Genomic DNA, 16,689 nt, shown 5'->3' with positions numbered 1-16,689 from the left:
TATATAAAAGTCGATAAATCTTAAAAATTGTTTATCAATGCTGGTTTCTTCCTCTGGCTTGTCCAAGGTCAAAGACTCAGTAAAGGAAAAAGTTTTATTCGGTAACGAACTGACTGCCGAGTTAGTCGCCATTCTTACCGTTTACTTCGTTCAAGGCATTTTAGGGTTAGCACGTCTTGCCGTTAGCTTCTTCCTGAAGGATGAATTGGGATTAACTCCATCTCAAGTTTCGGCATTGTTAGGAATAGTTGCCCTTCCCTGGATGATCAAGCCACTGTTTGGTTTTATTTCTGATGGCTTGCCCATATTTGGCTACCGAAGGCGTCCTTATCTAGTTCTTGCCGGAATACTGGGAGCAACTTCTTGGGTGAGTCTCGCTACAGTCGTTCACACACCCGTAGCTGCTACAGCAGCGATCGCACTTGGTTCCCTTTCAGTTGCAGTTAGTGACGTTATTGTTGACTCGCTGATTGTCGAACGAGCAAGAGCAGAATCTCAAGCAGAGGCAGGTTCTCTCCAATCCCTCTGTTGGGGGACATTAGCTCTAGGTAGTTTGATAACAGCTTACTTTAGCGGTTTGCTGCTAGAGCATTTCACGACCCGCACCATCTTTTGGATCACCGCAACATTCCCGCTTCTTGTTTCCGGAGTGGCGTGGTTAATTGCCGAGTTACCTGTAAAAAGAGATGTTGAGCGTAACGATCGCGCAAATTTTAACAACATCAAGCATCAAGTCGGTGAACTCCGTAAAGCCGTCACTCAAAAAGCAATTTGGCTACCGACAGCGTTTCTTTTCCTTTGGCAAGCAACACCAACTGCTGACTCAGCTTTTTTCTTTTTCACTACCAACGAACTCCACTTTCAGCCAGAATTTTTGGGACGAGTGCGCCTGGTGACAAGTGTTGCATCCCTTGTTGGCGTTTGGATTTTTCAGCGTTTCCTCAAAACCGTTCCCTTTAGAGTCATTTTTGCCTGGAGTACAGTACTTTCAGCAGTTTTAGGAATGTCTATGCTGCTACTTGTCACTCACACTAACCGCACCTTAGGTATAGATGACCATTGGTTTAGTTTGGGAGATAGCCTCATTCTTACTATGATGGGACAAATTGCTTATATGCCAGTCTTAGTACTAGCAGCAAGGCTTTGTCCTGCGGGCGTGGAAGCAACATTATTTGCCCTCTTAATGTCTGTAACAAACTTAGCAGGGCTTGTTTCCTACGAATTGGGGGCGGGATTGATGCACTTAATGGGCATCACAGAGAGTAACTTTAATTCTTTGTGGCTGTTAGTTCTCATTACCAATCTCAGTACTCTACTGCCATTGCCATTTATCAACTGGCTACCTTCTGCCGATCCTCAAACTGAGGTGTCGGTAACACCAACATTACAACCAGCATCCGCACCAGTGTTGCCAGTAGCTCCAACCACAAATGGAGAACAACCTTTTTTGTCTGAGTTAATGGTGCAACAACCAGAGTCTGAAAGGTGAATGCCTTCTTTGGTCAGTGGTTAGTGGGTAGTAGTTAGTAGCTTGCCCACCAACCACTAACGACTAACTAATAACTAACAACTTTTAGCAATTTTCCAGTATGCAGTCTTTTCAACTTTACGAACGGGCTTCTACAGTTCCAGAAAAATCTTACACCCGTGGTGATTGGCAAGCAGGGTATCAATCTCTCAAAGAAGAATTTGATTATTGGATTAATGATATAGAAGGAGAAATTCCACCAGAACTTCACGGGACTCTATTTAGAAATGGTCCGGGTTTGCTAGACATCAACGGGCAACGCATTCATCACCCATTTGACGGAGATGGCATGATTTCTCGTGTCACCTTCTTTGATGGACGTGCCCATTTCAGCAACCGTTATGTTCGCACTCAAGCCTATTTGGAAGAACAGAAAGCCGGGAAGATTCTCTATCGTGGCGTCTTTGGAACCCAAAAGCCTGGTGGAGTGTTGGCTAATGCCTTTGATTTTAGGTTGAAAAATATTGCCAATACCAACGTGATTTATTGGGGTGATAAATTGCTTGCCTTGTGGGAAGCAGCCGATCCACATCGCCTCGATCCTTATACTTTAGAGACTTTGGGCAAAGAACACTTTAACGGTGTTTTGTCAGAAGGGGAAGCTTTTTCTGCCCATCCTCGTTTTGACCCCAGTTGCGATCGCGATGGTGGTGAGCCATGCCTTGTGAACTTTTCTATCAAGCCGGGACTCTCCACAACCATCACTATTTTTGAGTTAAACACAAAAGGCAATATAGTACGCAAGCACGCCCACAACGTGCCAGGTTTTGCGTTTATCCACGATTTTGCCATCACGCCTAATTACTGCATCTTCTTTCAAAACCCCGTAACCTTCAATCCCATGCCTTTTGTTTTGGGAATGCGTGGTGCTGGGGAATGCATTAAATTTCAACCACATCAACCTACGCGTATCATCATTATCTCCCGCGACCCCAAACAGAAGGGCGTTCAAATTTTAGAAACTCAGTCTGGCTTTGTTTTCCACCATGCCAACGCTTTTGAAGTGGGAGATGAAATTGTCATTGACTCTATTTGCTACGAATCACTACCAGAAGTAGAACCGACAAGCGATTTCCGGGAAGTAGATTTTGATGCTCTCCAACCCGGACAACTATGGCGTTTCAACCTCAATCTCAGGCAGAACGCAGTATATAGAGAGTTACTGGAAAGCCAGTGCTGCGAGTTTCCAAGCGTACATCCCCAGAATGTAGGGCGTCCGTACCGTTACTTATATATGGCTGCTGCTCACAGCTCTAGTGGTAACGCTCCCCTGCAAGCCTTTTTGAAAGTAGATTTAGAATCTGGCAAACGACAAATTTGGAGTGCGGCACAAACCCACGCACGAGGGTGGCTCCCCTACGTGTATTTCAAAAATCAAATAGTAATCCTATAGTTATTAGTCAGTAAGTCGTTAGTAGGCTTGAGAGCATCTCAACATTTGTTTATATAGATGGGTAGATTTGCACCTATCTACTTAACAACAGACTCACTTCATTGTGTAACTCTAAAAACCATCACAAGCATTTCTAACCTCATCTCAAGCCAAGGCAATGATTGAACTAATACCTTCATTGGAGATAGGTCAAAATGTATCTTAGCTTTTTTATCAGTTCCAGTTTTGGGGTTTTGGTTTTGGTACTGCTGGCTTTTAGCGTACTGCAATGGTTCCATGTCCCGACTGGTAACTTTCTGGATTGGATTATCGGTGGCGCAAGTTTTTGGTGGCTTTTGGTGATTGTCACTGTACCTTGGAACGTGCATTTTCAGGCAAAAGAAGTTTTAGCAGAAGGCGCACAATCCACAGAAAAAGGAATTCCGGTGGATGAGAAAAAATTGGAGTACGTTAAGGTTTTGGCAAAGCGATCGCTTTGGATTGCCATTGCCTTACACTTACTTTCAGCTATTGGTCTTTATACTCTTGCTGTCAGTGGTATTAGTGCAGTCGGCTACATTGGTTCTGGGGCTGCTTTGTTGTTAACAGGTTTACGTCCAGCCGTAAGTGCTTACGAGTATTTATACGCGAGATTGGCAATGATTCGCCAAGAATGGACTTATCCGCGTGAAGATATTGTAGAACTCCGCTCTCGATTCAGTAGTCTTGAAGATACTGTTAAGCGATTGGAAGAGCAACTGAACCCAGAACAACCTTATTCCCTAGCTTCCAATCAGCAAGTTTACATAGAAGAAACTCGCAAAGAACTCGCTCGTATTTCCTCTAATATAGAAGAGTTACGCGCCACAAACCAGACCGAACACGAACGTCTATCAAGAGAAGCACGACAAGCCATAGCTCAGCTTTCCACCGATGGACAATTTCTAGACCATGTCCGCGAGATTATTCGTTTCTTCAAATCAGCCTGATTCTCAACTTCTGCTATAAAGTTATTTATTTCCTCTGCAATCTGTTGCCTGTGGTGTGATTTTTTAATTGAAGACTAAATATTGTTAACTAGTTATTGGTGGTGCAGTATCATTTGCATCCAATGATAATCTAATTGGTATTGTTTTGAATAGCTTCCTTGCAGAAATAATGCCCAAATCACAAGGAAAACTCCCTGAAGGCTCCCAATCTCCCCAGTGGCTTCAGAAAATCCAATGGATTACTAACCCCTTAGGTTACATGGATGCTGCAAAGCAACGCTGTGGTGATATCTTCAACGCACCCGTAATAGGTAACCATTCCTGCGTGTTGTTTGTAAGCGATCCCCAAGCACTTCAGCAGATTTTTTCCAGTCATAATAACCAATTTATAGCTCCGCCCAACAAGCTTTTGCAACCCATTGTAGGAGATCGCTCGATATTTATACTTGAAGGCGATCGCCATCGTAAAGAACGCAAACTTTTGATGCCACCTTTCCACGGCGATCGAATGCTCTCTTATGGAAAACTCATTTGTGAACTTACCGAGAAGGCAATGCAGCCATTACTGCCCGGTCAAGTGTTCGCAGCACGTAAGCTCATGCAGGAAATCTCCCTAGAAGTCATCCTGAATGTTGTCTTTGGTGTTCACCAAGGGGAGCGTTTTTGTCAACTTAAACAGTCCATTATTAACTTAGGAGATGGATTTCGATCTCCTTTAGTATCGGGTTCACTTTACTTTCCATTTCTCCAAAAAGATTTAGGTGATTGGAGCCCGTGGGGTTCCTTTCTTCAGAAGCAGCAACAAATCGATCGACTTCTGTTTGCTGAAATGAAAGAGCGCCGCCAACAGCACGATCCTTCTCGTGCAGACGTTTTCACATTGCTTTTACAAGCAAGGGATGAAGATGGTGAGCCGATGACAAACGAACATCTGCGGGATGAGTTGATGACGCTATTAATTGCAGGTCACGAAACCACAGCTACGGGGATTGCTTGGGCGCTGTATTGGCTACATCGATCGCCCAATGTCCTAAACCAACTGCTTAAAGAATTGGATTCTTTAGGCACAGATCCTTCCCCAATGGAAATTGTCCGTTTGCCTTACCTAACAGCAGTTTGTTATGAAGCTTTGCGGATTTATCCAGTTTCCGTATTAACAGTACCCAGAGCGGTAAAAGAACCTGTTGAATTGTTAGGCTACCAGCTAGAACCCGGTACAAGGCTCTATGGCTGCATTTACTTAACCCACCATCGCCAAGATATATACCCAGAACCAGAGCAATTTCAGCCAGAGCGATTTTTACAACGCCAGTTTTCCCCCTATGAGTTCTACCCTTTTGGAGGTGGGATACGTCGCTGTATTGGTGAAGCTTTAGCATTGTTTGAGATGAAATTAGTTCTCGCCACAATGATGTCCCGCTATCAAATGACATTAGCAAGCCAGGAACCAGAACGTCCTCAAAGGCGAGGGGTGACTTTAGCTCCAGCTAAGGGGGTGAAGTTAATTATGAACGGTCAGCGATAACTGTGTAAGCATTTGTGCTCCTTTTACCAAAAAATACTCTAGACACGGGAGGATATCATCTTCTCTTGTAGCTTGCTGTACGTACTTGTGGTGCAGCAAAGCGATCGCTTCGCTACTGGCTTCGGCAGATCGCTTCTAAATTTGATATAATCTAGACAGTCTAGCTAGGTTCTCATGATGAAGCAATGGCAACTTCAAGAAGCTAAAAACAAGTTGAGCGAAGTGATTGAGGAAGCGATCCATCAAGGTCCACAGGTAATTACCAAGCGAGGAGTGGAGGTGGCGATCGTTCTTTCTTATCGAGAGTATCAAAAAATGCTGTCTGGGCAGCAAAAGCTTTCTACATTTTTTCAAACATCCCCATTGGCAGAAGTTGAGTTAGATTTAAGTCGGGACAAGAGCGACGTCAGGGAGGATATGGCGTTTTGAGTTACTTGCTCGATACCTGCGTTATCTCCGAACTGATTGCAAAGCAACCAAATCAACAAGTGATTGAATGGATTGATGCGCTTAATCCTGACAGCGTCTATTTAAGTGTAATTACAATAGGTGAAATCTATAAAGGCATTGAAAAATTACCACTATCTAAACGCAAAACAGAATTACACAGTTGGTTAAACGATGAGTTACTGATTCGATTTAGTAATAAAATTTTAGCAATTGACATTAATGTCATGCGAACGTGGGGAACGTTGAATGGTAGATTAGAGCTAAATGGTCAGCGTATGGCAGCAATAGATTCATTGATTGCCGCTCTCGCATTACATGAGGATTTTACTTTGGTAACACGCAATAAAGCAGACTTTCAACAGGCTTGTGTTAAGTTGATTAACCCTTGGAAAGCTTTATGAAGTGGAGTAAAACCAGGTGAAGTTTGAAGTTAAAATAGTAAGAGCAAGAGATGCTTGCTAAGGATATTTGAGTGGGTACATTAAATCAATATCGAGAAACTATTTACAAAATTCTTAAGAACCATGCCGATATTCCTTACTCTTATGGTGAAATTAAATCTGAAGTTGTTGTTAGCCAAGATAGAAATCACTATTTACTGATGATTTCAGGTTGGGACGGGAATTTGCGGATTCATGGTTGTGTTGTTGATGTTGAAATCATCAATGGTAAAATTAGGATTCAGCGAGATAGAATTGAGGATGGGATTACCGATGATTTGGTAGCCGCCGGTGTACCTAAAGATAAGATTGTTCTAGCATTTCATCCTGTTGAAGTCAGACCATACAGTGGTTATGCAGTTGCTTAAGATGATTCTTTTAAGATAGGATGTAATCCACATTTATCAAAACTTTGATCTATAAATTAGGCACAAGAACGTTCGTCATATGTTTTGGTAAAATTCATCACCTGCTTGAACTGAGTCAGGAATTAAAACGCACCTTACTACCAAAGCAATGTCCAACTGTGGCAAAACTTCGCTTGTTGTTATTTCTTCATATCCGTAAGTATCAGTAAAAACCTTTGCTTGTTTTAAGTCAGAAGCGTCTCGCAGATGGTAAATCTTAAGTTGGTCGTGCTGCCAAAACCAAACCTCTGGGACTCCTAAGCGTCGGTAGGTTTCTAACTTGCTGACACTGCCACTAGTAACAACTACTTCTATAACTAAGTCAGGAATGTTCTTTTCTTCCCCCATGCAGTAACACTCGTCCGGCTCTGCCCCTGCTTTCTTGGCTTTATTTTTAAAAGTTGTACTTCCTAAAGAAAAATGTTTAATTTGTTTTTTCCATAGATAAAGCCATATAAGGGATGCCAACCTTGTTTTTACCGATTCATGTTTTCTTGACGGCGACACAATTTCTAATATTCCATCCAAGTAAGTTACACGATAATAGGAGTTATCTTCTAGTTTGGCTAATAGTGCCTCATAAAATTCCCAACTTACCCCACTACTGATAAATCGTTCCTCTGGGTCATTGACAAGACCCGGTTGTGGCTCGTCAATTAGTTCTTTAAGACTGCTAACCATGATTTTGGGATTTGTTTTAAGCTACTTCGATTTTGCCAAATATGTAATATACAATTCATTATGCGAGGGTAAGTAAAGAAAAAATGTCCTGAAGTCGAGCAATCGCACTTGTTGGAATCATATTATAGCAATGACCTTGCATCACCCGATGTCTTCTTAGTTATGTGATTCACAAATAAGTTACACTAGCATCAAACTCGCGCAGCCCAGCAAATATTTATCATCCATGACTCGTTGGTTCAATACTGCAGGTCCTTGTCAAGCTGACATTCACTACATGGTGTCGCCAACCAGCCGATTGCCAGACTTAAAGCAGTTGATTGAACAACGTAGCTATTTTGTCATTCATGCGCCTCGTCAAACAGGCAAAACTACTGCAATGCTGGCGTTAGCGGCGGAACTAACAACTAGTGGGCGCTACACGGCAGTTATGGTATCCGTAGAGGTGGGAGCGCCCTACAGTCACGACCCAAGTGCAGCAGAGTTACCTATTATAGATAGTTGGTGGACGAGTGCTCGGTTTGATTTACCCTCCGATCTACATCCCCCTAAGAAATGGAATGAAGGACAGCCAGGACGCAGAATTCAAGCAGCTTTACAGGCTTGGGCGCAAGCAACGAAGAGACCATTGGTGTTGTTTATCGATGAAGTTGACTCTTTACAGGATGAAGCATTAATTTCACTTCTGCGCCAGTTACGAGATGGCTATCGCGGGCGTCCTAAAAATTTTCCGTGGTCTGTAGGGTTGATTGGCTTACGAGACGTGCGTGATTATAAAGTTGCTTCTGGTGGTAGAGATCGCTTAAATACGGCGAGTCCTTTTAATATCAAAGTGCGTTCTTTAACGTTGCGAGATTTTAATGCACTTGAGGTTCGAGAACTATACCAGCAACACACCGATGATACGGGACAAGTTTTTACAGAAGAAGCGATCGCAACGGCGTTTGAATTGACTCAGGGACAGCCTTGGTTAGTCAATGCGCTAGCCAAAGAAGTTGTAGAACAGATGGTAACAGATACAACTGTAGCAATTACACGCGAACATCTTTTAAAAGCCAAAGAAATACTTATTGCACGTCAAGATACTCATCTTGATTCCCTTGCTGAAAGACTTCGAGAACCAAGAATCAAAGTAATTATCGAACCAATGCTAGCAGGTTTGGAACTAGGGGATGTGCCTAACGATGACATTCAGTTTGTTATCGATTTGGGTTTATGTAAAATGGACCCGCAAGGTGGGTTAACAATTGCCAATCCCATTTACCGCGAAGTCTTACCTAGAGTATTGACGGTTACACCAATGGCTTCGTTGCCTAAAATCGCGCCTACTTGGTTAACTCCAGAAGGTGAGTTAAATACTGATGCTTTATTACAGGCATTTTTGAGATTTTGGTGTCAGCATGGCGAACCGTTATTAGGTAGCACTGTATACCATGAAATTGCACCCCATCTAGTACTCATGGCATTCTTACATCGCGTCGTTAATGGTGGTGGAACTTTAGAACGCGAATATGCTATTGGAAGCGATCGCATGGACTTATGTTTAAAATATGGCAATGTTACATTGGGAATCGAATTAAAAGTTTGGCGGGATAAAAAGGGAGACCCACAATCTGAGGGTCTTGAACAATTGGACTCTTATTTAGCACGATTGGGATTAGATTCAGGCTGGTTGTTTATTTTTGACCGCCGTTCAAAAGCGCTACCCATTGAAGAACGCCTATCAACACAAATGACAACTACAAAAGGCAAACGTTCCGTCACCGTCATACGTGCGTAGTAAGGTAGGCAGGAGATGTACTTAAAGTCATAATAATTTTAAGAGTACTGACCTGCTGAAATCAGCCTTTCCCGCTCTTGTAACCGCTCTAATTCATTCAGTTGTAAAATTTCAACAGTAACTCTTCCTTCTGCTGTCAATGGTACGATCGTTGCTCCCTCAAGTTGAAAGTGCTCGCTCCATTTTTGAGTTCTTGGATTAAAAAAGGGTGTTAGTGTCCCTGTATCAGGATCGATAGATGCCAAATCACTACCCTTTGCACGATTGCAATACGGGCAAGCGAGAGCTAAATTTTCTGCCTCAGTCTTTCCACGATGTTTTTCGGCAATTATATGTTCCATCTCAAAGGTAAGTAGTGCAGCACTCTGAGGAAACAAGCAATATTCACACCTTCTCTTGGCTCGTTCAATTACAAGTTGCCGTAAGTGGGCTGGCACATAAGTCATGGATTTTGACGTAATTGCGCGAATGCATGGGCTTTTGCCAGACGAACAAGGTGTTCTATAGTTAGATAACGTTCTAACTCGGCTTCACCTTTCGCGCTCAAGTTTCCTGCTTTACTTTGTGCTAGCAAATCGCTGACACGAGTTTGAAATTCTGGTGAGGGTCGAATCGCCAAAACTTGCTCTGGAGTAGGTTGACTTGCCAACAACGCGACGATCTCCTTCTCATCAACAAAATTGCCAGACAACTGTTCGCTTAGCAACTCTTGAAGACCGCGCTCTACTACCTCTGGCAAGCGGTCTTGGAACTGCTGTAATTGTCGCCCTAGCTCCTCAGATACCTCAACAGTAATTTGCATCATCTAGTCTTATGGCTTCTTCAATGTCTTCTATATAGCTTAAGTCTAGCTACAAATAAAGCATTTAGGGAAAGGGAAACTTGACATTTCGATTGGAAATTTAGTGCTCCCGCCCATCAACCTCAGAGTAACCCTGCTGACTCATAAAGCCGCTTGAGCATAGCCATAATCTTATTCCCGTACTCCAAATCTGCTGACCAACGTCCTGATAGCTGGTCGATAAAAGTCGCAATACCCCTTGCCACAAACCGAAATCGCGGATCTACAACTTCTTGCACTAAGGGTTCCAAACTCGCGTAAGCTTTCAAATGTTGAATATGCGCTCGCACAAATATGGGTTTATATGCTAAAACTTTGGCTAACTTAGAAGGGGTAGCACGGGGATTCAACCCAGAACTGAATTTTATTGATGAAATCCAGCCCTTGCTGACAGATTTGTTCCGCCGGCAACTCATTGGAGATAGCCCGGTGCGATCGCTTCTGAGAACAGCATTGGATCTCAAAAGCCTCTCTTTACAGTCTCCCCGTCAGATAGAGTTGTTGCTAGACCGAATCACCTCGGAAACTTTACAGTGGAATATATCAGTGCGGGGATTAGATGGATTGCGCCGCACGACGGACGATGCTGCCAATCGTCTTTCTTTCAGTATCTTGGTTGGTTCCCTCATTATGGGGGCAGCAATTATTTCTAGTAACGCACGCACATCACAACTATCATTTTTGAGCAATGTATTATTTGCTTTTGCTAGTTTGTTGGGGCTGTGGTTGATTATCAGTATTTTGCGCTCCGGGCGTTTGCGTTAATCTCAGGTATGTTGTTGTGCAATGACAAAAACAATACAATCGTGAACTATATGAGTAAAGTTTGCCGCTAAGTTGAATTTATTGTTACCCATATGTCCCCAGAACCACTTGTCTCTGATGCTTTTCGTCCATCTAGCACTGGCGATCGCAGTATAATATCCGTTCAAAACCTGAGTAAAGTTTACCCTGTTGCTGTCAAAGAACCAGGTATTTTAGGAACAATTACCCACTTTTTCCGCCGTACTTATCGCCAAATCAAAGCAGTTCAAGATGTTTCCTTTGAAATTGCACCTGGTGAAGTGGTCGGGTTTTTGGGACCCAATGGTGCTGGTAAAACCACGACACTAAAAATGCTCACGGGGTTAATTCATCCCTCTCGCGGTGAAGTTAAAGTCGCCGGGTATATTCCATTTAGCCGTCATGAATCATTTTTGCAGAAAATTACTTTGGTAATGGGGCAAAAACAACAGTTGATATGGGATTTACCAGCCCTTGATTCTTTGAAAATTAACGCTGCTGTCTACAATATTCCAGATAGAGAGTTCCGACACCGAGTCGGGGAATTAACCGAAATGCTTTCGCTACAAGGCAAACTTAACCAGCCAGTACGGAAACTCTCTTTAGGTGAACGGATGAAAGCAGAACTGTTGGCAGCACTTTTGCATCGCCCCCAGGTACTGTTTCTAGATGAACCGACCCTAGGGCTAGATGTGAATGCTCAAGTAGGAGTACGTGATTTCTTACGGGAATACAATCAGCGCTACCAGGCAACCGTACTGTTAACAAGTCATTATATGGCTGATATCACAGCCTTGTGTCAGCGAGTACTGCTGATTCATCAAGGAACGTTGATGTACGACGGTAGCTTAGATGGGCTGCTAGAACGGTTTGCTCCTTATAAAGAAATTCATCTAGAGTTAATGAATCCTCTGTCGAAAGAAAAACTCATGACTTATGGAGATGTGCGACACATAGAGGGACGGTCTGTGTGTTTTATGGTGCGTCAAGAGTCACTAACTCGCACAGTTTCCCGCATCTTAGCTGATTTAGATGTTGTTGACTTAACAGTGACAGAACCCCCAGTCGAAGAAGTGATTGGTCGAGTTTTCCAAGCGGGAGTAGTTAGTAGTTAGGAGTTAGTAAGTAGGTCGCCAACCACTAACAACTAACAAACAACAACTAACCACCAACCACTAACTCATTTATCATGAAGCAAATTCTGAGAAAAGCTCTAATATTTCTCTCTGTACAATACGCCTATATGGTTGAGTATCGGTCAGAACTCCTGTTATGGGTACTGGCAAATTCTCTACCAATCATTCTTATGGGAGTTTGGATACAAGCAGCGCAAGGAGGTCAATTTAGTCTAAGACCTGTGGATTTTGCTCGTTACTTTATTACAGTTTTCTTAGTAAGACAAATCACGGTTGTATGGGTTATTTGGGAGTTTGAAAGGGAGATAGTAGAAGGCAAACTTTCACCTCGATTGCTCCAACCAATCGACCCCGTATGGCACCATATTGCTTCTCATGTTTCTGAAAGATTCGCTCGGTTACCTTTTACTGCGTTGCTATTGGTATTATTTTTTATCTTGTATCCCCAAGCTTTTTGGATACCAAGTTTCACCAACTTTTTGCTCTTTTTGCTGTCAGTCACACTAGCTTTTGCTTTGCGCTTTATTACCCAATACACCTTTGCAATGTTCGCTTTTTGGACAGAACGAGCTACCGCTATAGAGAATTTGTGGTTTTTGTTTTACTTGTTTTTGTCTGGAATGATTGCACCTTTAGAGGTTTTTCCCGAACCTGTTCGGGCGGTAGTTCTCTGTACTCCATTTCCCTATATGATTGATTTCCCAACAAGTCTTTTGATAGGTCTACCAACAGACGTAGGTAGGGGATTTTGGTTAATGATAGGTTGGATTTTGCTGTTTTTGGGCTTAAACCGCATGCTTTGGCGGCGGGGATTGAAGCGTTACTCCGGTATGGGGGCTTAGGGTTGGTTTTTCTTAGCGAGCATTAATCACTCGGAGAATTTCAACGCCATCATCCAAAACTCTGTAAAAAATAATATACCAATCTAACAGTAAACCGCATGAAAAGCAGAAGGAACAAGGAGTGCTAGGGGCATATGTGAGATTTGGGATTTGCTCGGGCATAATAAAACTACATAGCATTTATTTTTTTGATATGACACAGCTGTCTCACCCACGACGCACTCGTATCTTACCCCCATCTCCCATAGCACCGGAAGAAAAAAGTCGCCGCCAAGAAAAACGTGATGCTCTTGCTACACGGTGTCGTTCTATTTTCGAGCGATTGCGCCCACAGCTTATAGAAACGCATTACAACTGGCATATTGCGATCGATCCCGATACAGAACAGTATCTCATTGACCCAACCTTAAAAGGAATAACACAAAAAATTCGCGATACTTACGGTTATACTGACGAGGTAAAACTGACTATCTTTCGATTAAACGATACAGGAACCTGCGGCAGAATATGGCTGTAGGTTCATTTGGCGATAACGGTGAGTTATTCTTTGAAATTCAGCTTGTTGCTATCAATGGAGAAGAATTTTCTGTTGAAGCTTTATTTGATACAGTGTTTACTGATGGGTGGTTAGCTATCAATTCCCAAGACCTAGAAGCTTTAGGGTGGAGATTGATGACTTCTCAAGTCGAAATGAGGATAGCAAGAGGGTTGGCACAGTTCGCTCTTTATGAAGGCAAAATCATCATTGATGGTATAGAGGTCGTTATTCCCGTTCATGTTGGGGACGATGTTCCAGATACCTTGATGGGAGCGTTATGGCTAGATATTATGCAGCTTGTGGTGAATAAATCAAAAGGATTATTGACATTGGAGATGACGGACAGCAATTAATCCATTTCTACACTTCCACTCGATAGTCTTCTCTCTAAGTGGATCGAGGTATGTAATGACGCTCTTTTCCGTGTACTCTGCGGTTCAATAAATTGTCATACTATCAATCATTCGTTATTTTTAGTTCATCAAATGATGTTGTGGTGAATAAAGCTTGTTAAGTATCAATTCTTCTATATCTTTATTTCATCAAATGATGTTGTAGCAAAAGGGCGCTTTTCACTGCCGTGTTGCTTAAGATTCTTCCTGGGCAATTTCTCTGACTTGTTCAAGGGTTAAACCAAGGATTTCTGCAACCTCTTGTTGTGTCATGCCACGCGCTAACAGTCGCGGCACCAGTTCCAATTTCAGCGCTTCTCGACCTTCAGCTTTCGCTTCTTGATAAACTCTGGTTTGATCTAAATCAATTCCCAACATGGCTTCCACCTCAACACGACTCAGATTAATAAACTCACAATGACAATGGTAATGTGCAGAAATTTGTTTTGTGGACATACAATTATCTTCTGTCAATTACAATTAGAGGAACTTGAGAAAGAAAGTAGGGTTGGCTGAGTCACTCTACCAACAAATGCCGATAAATATTAGGTTTCTCCACAATTAGCCCAACCTACAGAATTCTGCTTTGAGCTAAAAAAAGTCACAAATGGAACCTCTTGGCAAGGCAATTGATTATTTTAAATCAATTCCTAGAAAAACGACAAGATAAAAAAAGTCACAAATGAAACCTTTTTACAAAAAAATTGTTGATGTTCATCAATTAATATAAAAACTGTTGAAAATTTTGCTTCAATGCTAGAGGCGATCGCAAACAACAATGACTCGACAGCCCCACGACCAATTTGCCAAACAATATTTAGAAGAGTTACTGTCACCTTTCGGTAAGGTGGAAGTAAGCCGAGAAATCACTGATGAGGTTCGTCAGGTGGATATTTTGTTTTCCCCCATATCCTCACCACAGGCGAATCTGGAATCTCTAGGACTGCTGGGGAAAATGACAGCAAGTACTTGTTTGTTAGAACCTTTTCGCAACCAACCTAGTAGAACAGAGGTGCGTAATTGCCTACTCAAGCTACTTGCTTACTTTGGGGAATTGCAACGGAAAGCAAAGCGAGAGAAAACTTCTTTGCCAGAGGATAATTTACCGCGTTTGTGGATTTTAGCGACTTCGGCTTCCGATACCTTGTTAGAGAGTTTTGGCGCTAAACTAGAGCTACAAAAATGGTCCCAAGGAGTGTATTTTTTCCCTGAGTCTTTCCGCACTGCCATACTAGCAATTAACGAGTTGCCAGTCACGAATGAAACGCTCATGTGTAGAGTGTTAGGGAGGGGAACAGTTCAGCAGAATGCAGCCAAGGAGGTGGCTGCACTTTCACCGGACAATCCGTTACGTCAAAACCTGATAGAACTGCTTTTTAGCTGGCGAATCGCTATAGTCACAAATCCAGAAGACATGAGTGAAGAAGATGAGGAGATAATTATGAACTTTAAAGAGGTTTACGAGCGCGAAAGGACTAACATCTTACAACAAGGACTACAACAGGGACTACAACAGGGACAACGCCAAGTTGTGGAAAATTTGCTCAAAGTCCGTTTTGGTTCTTTGGATGAAGAACTCTCTGCCATAGTTGAACCCATGCTACAGTTACCTCTAGAGGAATATACTCGTCTTTGTATCGAATTATCTCGTGAGGAACTGTTAGCTAGGTTTTCTCAATAAGTTAAGTTAACGTCAATTAACTTCAAATGCACTAAAGCGGGTTTTTTGAACAAACCCGCTTATCTTCGTATTTCATCTATGCTAACCAAAAGCTAATTGTCAACGGCGATGGTTGTAATTACGTCTATTATGTCATCCTTCGGTAGGGGGCTTGGCTCTTGTGCTCGTACCCGTTCAATTAACTGTTTTGCTTGTGTTACCATTTGTGCTTCTGAGGCTATGGTCAGTGGCAGCAAACTGATTGCGACTGATTGCTCTTCGGGATTACCCAATTCATCTAAATAGATACACAGTCAGTTACAGCAAGCTGATTGCGAAGGGTTGCTCTTCAGAATTACCCAATTCATCTCATAGATAGGCAGCAAGTTGATTGCGAAGGGTTGCTCTTTATAGAGACGGCAAACTTCAAATCATCCCACAACCACAACCAGAGTAAACAAGTCGTACCATGAAGAAGTATTAAAAAAGAAACCTCTACTTCTCATCTTCCGTACATGGACTGGCAAGAAATATCTGGTAACTGGGTTCTCATCCCGCGAAATCCTATTGGTATCATTCACTTTCTCGGAGGTGCTTTTGTGGCAACTGCACCCCAAGTTACCTATCGCTGGTTGCTAGAACAACTGGCAAGTAAAGGCTATGCTGTTATAGCCACACCGTTCATCAACACTTTGGATCATACTGCGATCGCAAAGTCTGTACTGCTCAACTTTGAACGCGCCCTAGAACGTCTACACGATTCGTCAGCTATCCGCAAGCGTTACCTTCCCATTTATGGGCTCGGACACAGCATGGGATGCAAACTCCACCTGCTGATTGGTAGCCTCTTTCCCGTAGAACGTGCTGGTAACATCTTAATATCCTACAACAACTATGCTGCAAAAGATGCCATTCCCTTAGTCGAACAGTTCAACCTAGCTACTGCTATCGAGTTTACTCCTTCGCCTTTAGAAACAAATAAACTCGTACAAGAGCGCTATAATATCCGCCGCAACCTACTGATAAAATTTAGCAACGACAACCTTGACCAATCAGCAGCATTAACCGAGCTGTTGAAAAAACGCTTCCCGGAAATGGTGACAGTACAAACACTAAACGGAACTCACACCACACCTTTAGGGCAAGATATTAAATGGCAGACGGGTGAAACGTTCTCGCCTTTTGACGCTCTGGGACAGTGGTTCAAGCAAGAAGTCTACCGTGACCTGAATCAGTTGCAGCGTACTGTCCTGTTGTGGCTCAATCCCCTCTCACCACCGTAATTCATCAAAAGTCAAAAGTCAAAAATTTTTACTACGGGTTAA

General features: G+C 42.7%; 19 protein-coding genes and 2 pseudogenes. 15 read left to right on the top strand and 6 right to left on the bottom strand.

Annotation, left to right across the window (positions count from 1 at the left end):
- Window positions 1–37: 37 nt before the first annotated feature.
- The 7 genes from ACYRY3_RS09845 (at window position 38) to ACYRY3_RS09815 (ending at window position 6,672) form a co-directional block, all read left to right on the top strand.
- Window positions 38–1,489 (top strand): folate/biopterin family MFS transporter, encoded by a 1,452-nt coding sequence (locus ACYRY3_RS09845; RefSeq protein WP_460201497.1) that lies wholly within the window; start codon window positions 38–40, stop codon window positions 1,487–1,489.
- A 100-nt stretch (window positions 1,490–1,589) separates the two neighbouring features.
- Entirely contained in the window at window positions 1,590–2,921 is a 1,332-nt protein-coding gene (locus ACYRY3_RS09840; protein ID WP_460201496.1) for a carotenoid oxygenase family protein, read from the top strand.
- Window positions 2,922–3,115: 194 nt separating this feature from the next.
- On the top strand, window positions 3,116–3,889 hold the full coding sequence (locus ACYRY3_RS09835) for a hypothetical protein (RefSeq protein ID WP_460201495.1): 774 nt from the start codon (window positions 3,116–3,118) through the stop codon (window positions 3,887–3,889).
- 169 nt (window positions 3,890–4,058) lie between these two features.
- On the top strand, window positions 4,059–5,414 hold the full coding sequence (locus tag ACYRY3_RS09830) for a cytochrome P450 (protein ID WP_460201494.1): 1,356 nt from the start codon (window positions 4,059–4,061) through the stop codon (window positions 5,412–5,414).
- 174 nt (window positions 5,415–5,588) lie between these two features.
- Window positions 5,589–5,843, top strand: coding sequence for a type II toxin-antitoxin system Phd/YefM family antitoxin (locus ACYRY3_RS09825; RefSeq protein ID WP_460201493.1), 255 nt, complete (start codon window positions 5,589–5,591; stop codon window positions 5,841–5,843).
- Window positions 5,840–6,265 (top strand): PIN domain-containing protein, encoded by a 426-nt coding sequence (locus ACYRY3_RS09820; RefSeq protein WP_460201492.1) that lies wholly within the window; start codon window positions 5,840–5,842, stop codon window positions 6,263–6,265. The genes ACYRY3_RS09825 and ACYRY3_RS09820 overlap by 4 nt, the downstream gene beginning before the upstream one ends.
- 71 nt (window positions 6,266–6,336) lie before the next feature.
- Entirely contained in the window at window positions 6,337–6,672 is a 336-nt protein-coding gene (locus ACYRY3_RS09815) for an element excision factor XisI family protein (protein ID WP_460201491.1), read from the top strand.
- A 75-nt stretch (window positions 6,673–6,747) separates the two neighbouring features.
- Here ACYRY3_RS09815 and ACYRY3_RS09810 read toward each other — a convergent pair whose 3' ends face one another.
- The gene (locus ACYRY3_RS09810) at window positions 6,748–7,392 is read right to left on the bottom strand and encodes a Uma2 family endonuclease (protein WP_460201490.1); all 645 of its coding nucleotides are present in this window, start codon (window positions 7,390–7,392) and stop codon (window positions 6,748–6,750) included.
- A 226-nt stretch (window positions 7,393–7,618) separates the two neighbouring features.
- Here ACYRY3_RS09810 and ACYRY3_RS09805 point away from each other — a divergent pair, with 226 nt between their 5' ends.
- Window positions 7,619–9,172, top strand: a complete 1,554-nt coding sequence (locus ACYRY3_RS09805; protein WP_460201489.1) for an AAA-like domain-containing protein — start codon at window positions 7,619–7,621, stop codon at window positions 9,170–9,172.
- Between the two features lie 38 nt (window positions 9,173–9,210).
- Here ACYRY3_RS09805 and ACYRY3_RS09800 read toward each other — a convergent pair whose 3' ends face one another.
- The 3 genes and pseudogenes from ACYRY3_RS09800 to ACYRY3_RS09790 form a co-directional block, all read right to left on the bottom strand.
- Entirely contained in the window at window positions 9,211–9,618 is a 408-nt protein-coding gene (locus ACYRY3_RS09800) for an HNH endonuclease (RefSeq protein ID WP_460201488.1), read from the bottom strand.
- Window positions 9,615–9,977, bottom strand: a complete 363-nt coding sequence (locus ACYRY3_RS09795) for a hypothetical protein (RefSeq protein WP_460201487.1) — start codon at window positions 9,975–9,977, stop codon at window positions 9,615–9,617. Before ACYRY3_RS09795 ends, ACYRY3_RS09800 begins: the two co-directional genes overlap by 4 nt.
- A gap of 119 nt (window positions 9,978–10,096) precedes the next feature.
- Window positions 10,097–10,309 (bottom strand): annotated as a pseudogene (locus ACYRY3_RS09790) (cell wall hydrolase); the annotation flags it as partial.
- Between ACYRY3_RS09790 and ACYRY3_RS09785 the strand changes: the two are divergent.
- The 5 genes and pseudogenes from ACYRY3_RS09785 to ACYRY3_RS09765 form a co-directional block, all read left to right on the top strand.
- A pseudogene (locus tag ACYRY3_RS09785) lies at window positions 10,302–10,778 on the top strand (AarF/ABC1/UbiB kinase family protein); the annotation flags it as partial. The pseudogenes ACYRY3_RS09790 and ACYRY3_RS09785 overlap by 8 nt on opposite strands.
- Window positions 10,779–10,870: 92 nt before the next feature.
- On the top strand, window positions 10,871–11,911 hold the full coding sequence (locus ACYRY3_RS09780; protein ID WP_460201486.1) for an ABC transporter ATP-binding protein: 1,041 nt from the start codon (window positions 10,871–10,873) through the stop codon (window positions 11,909–11,911).
- Window positions 11,912–11,985: 74 nt separating this feature from the next.
- A complete protein-coding gene (locus tag ACYRY3_RS09775; protein ID WP_460201485.1) occupies window positions 11,986–12,774 on the top strand; it encodes an ABC transporter permease in 789 nt (262 codons plus the stop codon).
- A gap of 193 nt (window positions 12,775–12,967) precedes the next feature.
- Complete coding sequence (locus ACYRY3_RS09770; protein WP_460201484.1) at window positions 12,968–13,291, top strand: hypothetical protein; 324 nt, start codon at window positions 12,968–12,970, stop codon at window positions 13,289–13,291.
- Window positions 13,282–13,665 (top strand): aspartyl protease, encoded by a 384-nt coding sequence (locus ACYRY3_RS09765; protein WP_460201483.1) that lies wholly within the window; start codon window positions 13,282–13,284, stop codon window positions 13,663–13,665. Before ACYRY3_RS09770 ends, ACYRY3_RS09765 begins: the two co-directional genes overlap by 10 nt.
- 234 nt (window positions 13,666–13,899) lie before the next feature.
- On the opposite strand, the gene ACYRY3_RS09760 is transcribed toward ACYRY3_RS09765, so the two are convergent.
- Entirely contained in the window at window positions 13,900–14,160 is a 261-nt protein-coding gene (locus ACYRY3_RS09760; RefSeq protein WP_460201482.1) for a hypothetical protein, read from the bottom strand.
- Window positions 14,161–14,482: 322 nt separating this feature from the next.
- Between ACYRY3_RS09760 and ACYRY3_RS09755 the strand changes: the two genes are divergently transcribed.
- Window positions 14,483–15,385: a hypothetical protein gene (locus ACYRY3_RS09755; RefSeq protein WP_460201481.1), complete on the top strand. Its 903-nt coding sequence runs from the start codon at window positions 14,483–14,485 to the stop codon at window positions 15,383–15,385.
- Between the two features lie 92 nt (window positions 15,386–15,477).
- Here the strand turns inward: ACYRY3_RS09755 and ACYRY3_RS09750 are convergent, their stop codons facing one another.
- Window positions 15,478–15,672 carry a DUF2887 domain-containing protein gene (locus ACYRY3_RS09750; RefSeq protein ID WP_460201527.1) on the bottom strand — a complete coding sequence of 65 codons (195 nt, stop codon included), beginning with the start codon at window positions 15,670–15,672 and terminating at the stop codon, window positions 15,478–15,480.
- Window positions 15,673–15,879: 207 nt separating this feature from the next.
- Here ACYRY3_RS09750 and ACYRY3_RS09745 point away from each other — a divergent pair, with 207 nt between their 5' ends.
- The gene (locus ACYRY3_RS09745; protein WP_460201480.1) at window positions 15,880–16,647 is read left to right on the top strand and encodes a DUF1350 family protein; all 768 of its coding nucleotides are present in this window, start codon (window positions 15,880–15,882) and stop codon (window positions 16,645–16,647) included.
- Window positions 16,648–16,689 lie beyond the last annotated feature (42 nt).

Source organism: Scytonema sp. NUACC21, assembly GCF_054684315.1.
Note: the sequence above shows the minus strand (reverse complement) of the source record. Positions and strands in the feature narration are given on the sequence as shown.

Coding starts and splice junctions, on each gene's coding strand:
- ACYRY3_RS09760 (WP_460201482.1), bottom strand. CDS start 14,160: ATGTCCACAAAACAAATTTCTGCACATTACCATTGTCATTGTGAGTTT.
- ACYRY3_RS09765 (WP_460201483.1), top strand. CDS start 13,282: ATGGCTGTAGGTTCATTTGGCGATAACGGTGAGTTATTCTTTGAAATT.
- ACYRY3_RS09810 (WP_460201490.1), bottom strand. CDS start 7,392: ATGGTTAGCAGTCTTAAAGAACTAATTGACGAGCCACAACCGGGTCTT.
- ACYRY3_RS09805 (WP_460201489.1), top strand. CDS start 7,619: ATGACTCGTTGGTTCAATACTGCAGGTCCTTGTCAAGCTGACATTCAC.
- ACYRY3_RS09745 (WP_460201480.1), top strand. CDS start 15,880: ATGGACTGGCAAGAAATATCTGGTAACTGGGTTCTCATCCCGCGAAAT.
- ACYRY3_RS09830 (WP_460201494.1), top strand. CDS start 4,059: ATGCCCAAATCACAAGGAAAACTCCCTGAAGGCTCCCAATCTCCCCAG.
- ACYRY3_RS09845 (WP_460201497.1), top strand. CDS start 38: ATGCTGGTTTCTTCCTCTGGCTTGTCCAAGGTCAAAGACTCAGTAAAG.
- ACYRY3_RS09755 (WP_460201481.1), top strand. CDS start 14,483: ATGACTCGACAGCCCCACGACCAATTTGCCAAACAATATTTAGAAGAG.
- ACYRY3_RS09770 (WP_460201484.1), top strand. CDS start 12,968: ATGACACAGCTGTCTCACCCACGACGCACTCGTATCTTACCCCCATCT.
- ACYRY3_RS09840 (WP_460201496.1), top strand. CDS start 1,590: ATGCAGTCTTTTCAACTTTACGAACGGGCTTCTACAGTTCCAGAAAAA.
- ACYRY3_RS09800 (WP_460201488.1), bottom strand. CDS start 9,618: ATGACTTATGTGCCAGCCCACTTACGGCAACTTGTAATTGAACGAGCC.
- ACYRY3_RS09780 (WP_460201486.1), top strand. CDS start 10,871: ATGTCCCCAGAACCACTTGTCTCTGATGCTTTTCGTCCATCTAGCACT.
- ACYRY3_RS09775 (WP_460201485.1), top strand. CDS start 11,986: ATGAAGCAAATTCTGAGAAAAGCTCTAATATTTCTCTCTGTACAATAC.
- ACYRY3_RS09795 (WP_460201487.1), bottom strand. CDS start 9,977: ATGATGCAAATTACTGTTGAGGTATCTGAGGAGCTAGGGCGACAATTA.
- ACYRY3_RS09825 (WP_460201493.1), top strand. CDS start 5,589: ATGATGAAGCAATGGCAACTTCAAGAAGCTAAAAACAAGTTGAGCGAA.
- ACYRY3_RS09835 (WP_460201495.1), top strand. CDS start 3,116: ATGTATCTTAGCTTTTTTATCAGTTCCAGTTTTGGGGTTTTGGTTTTG.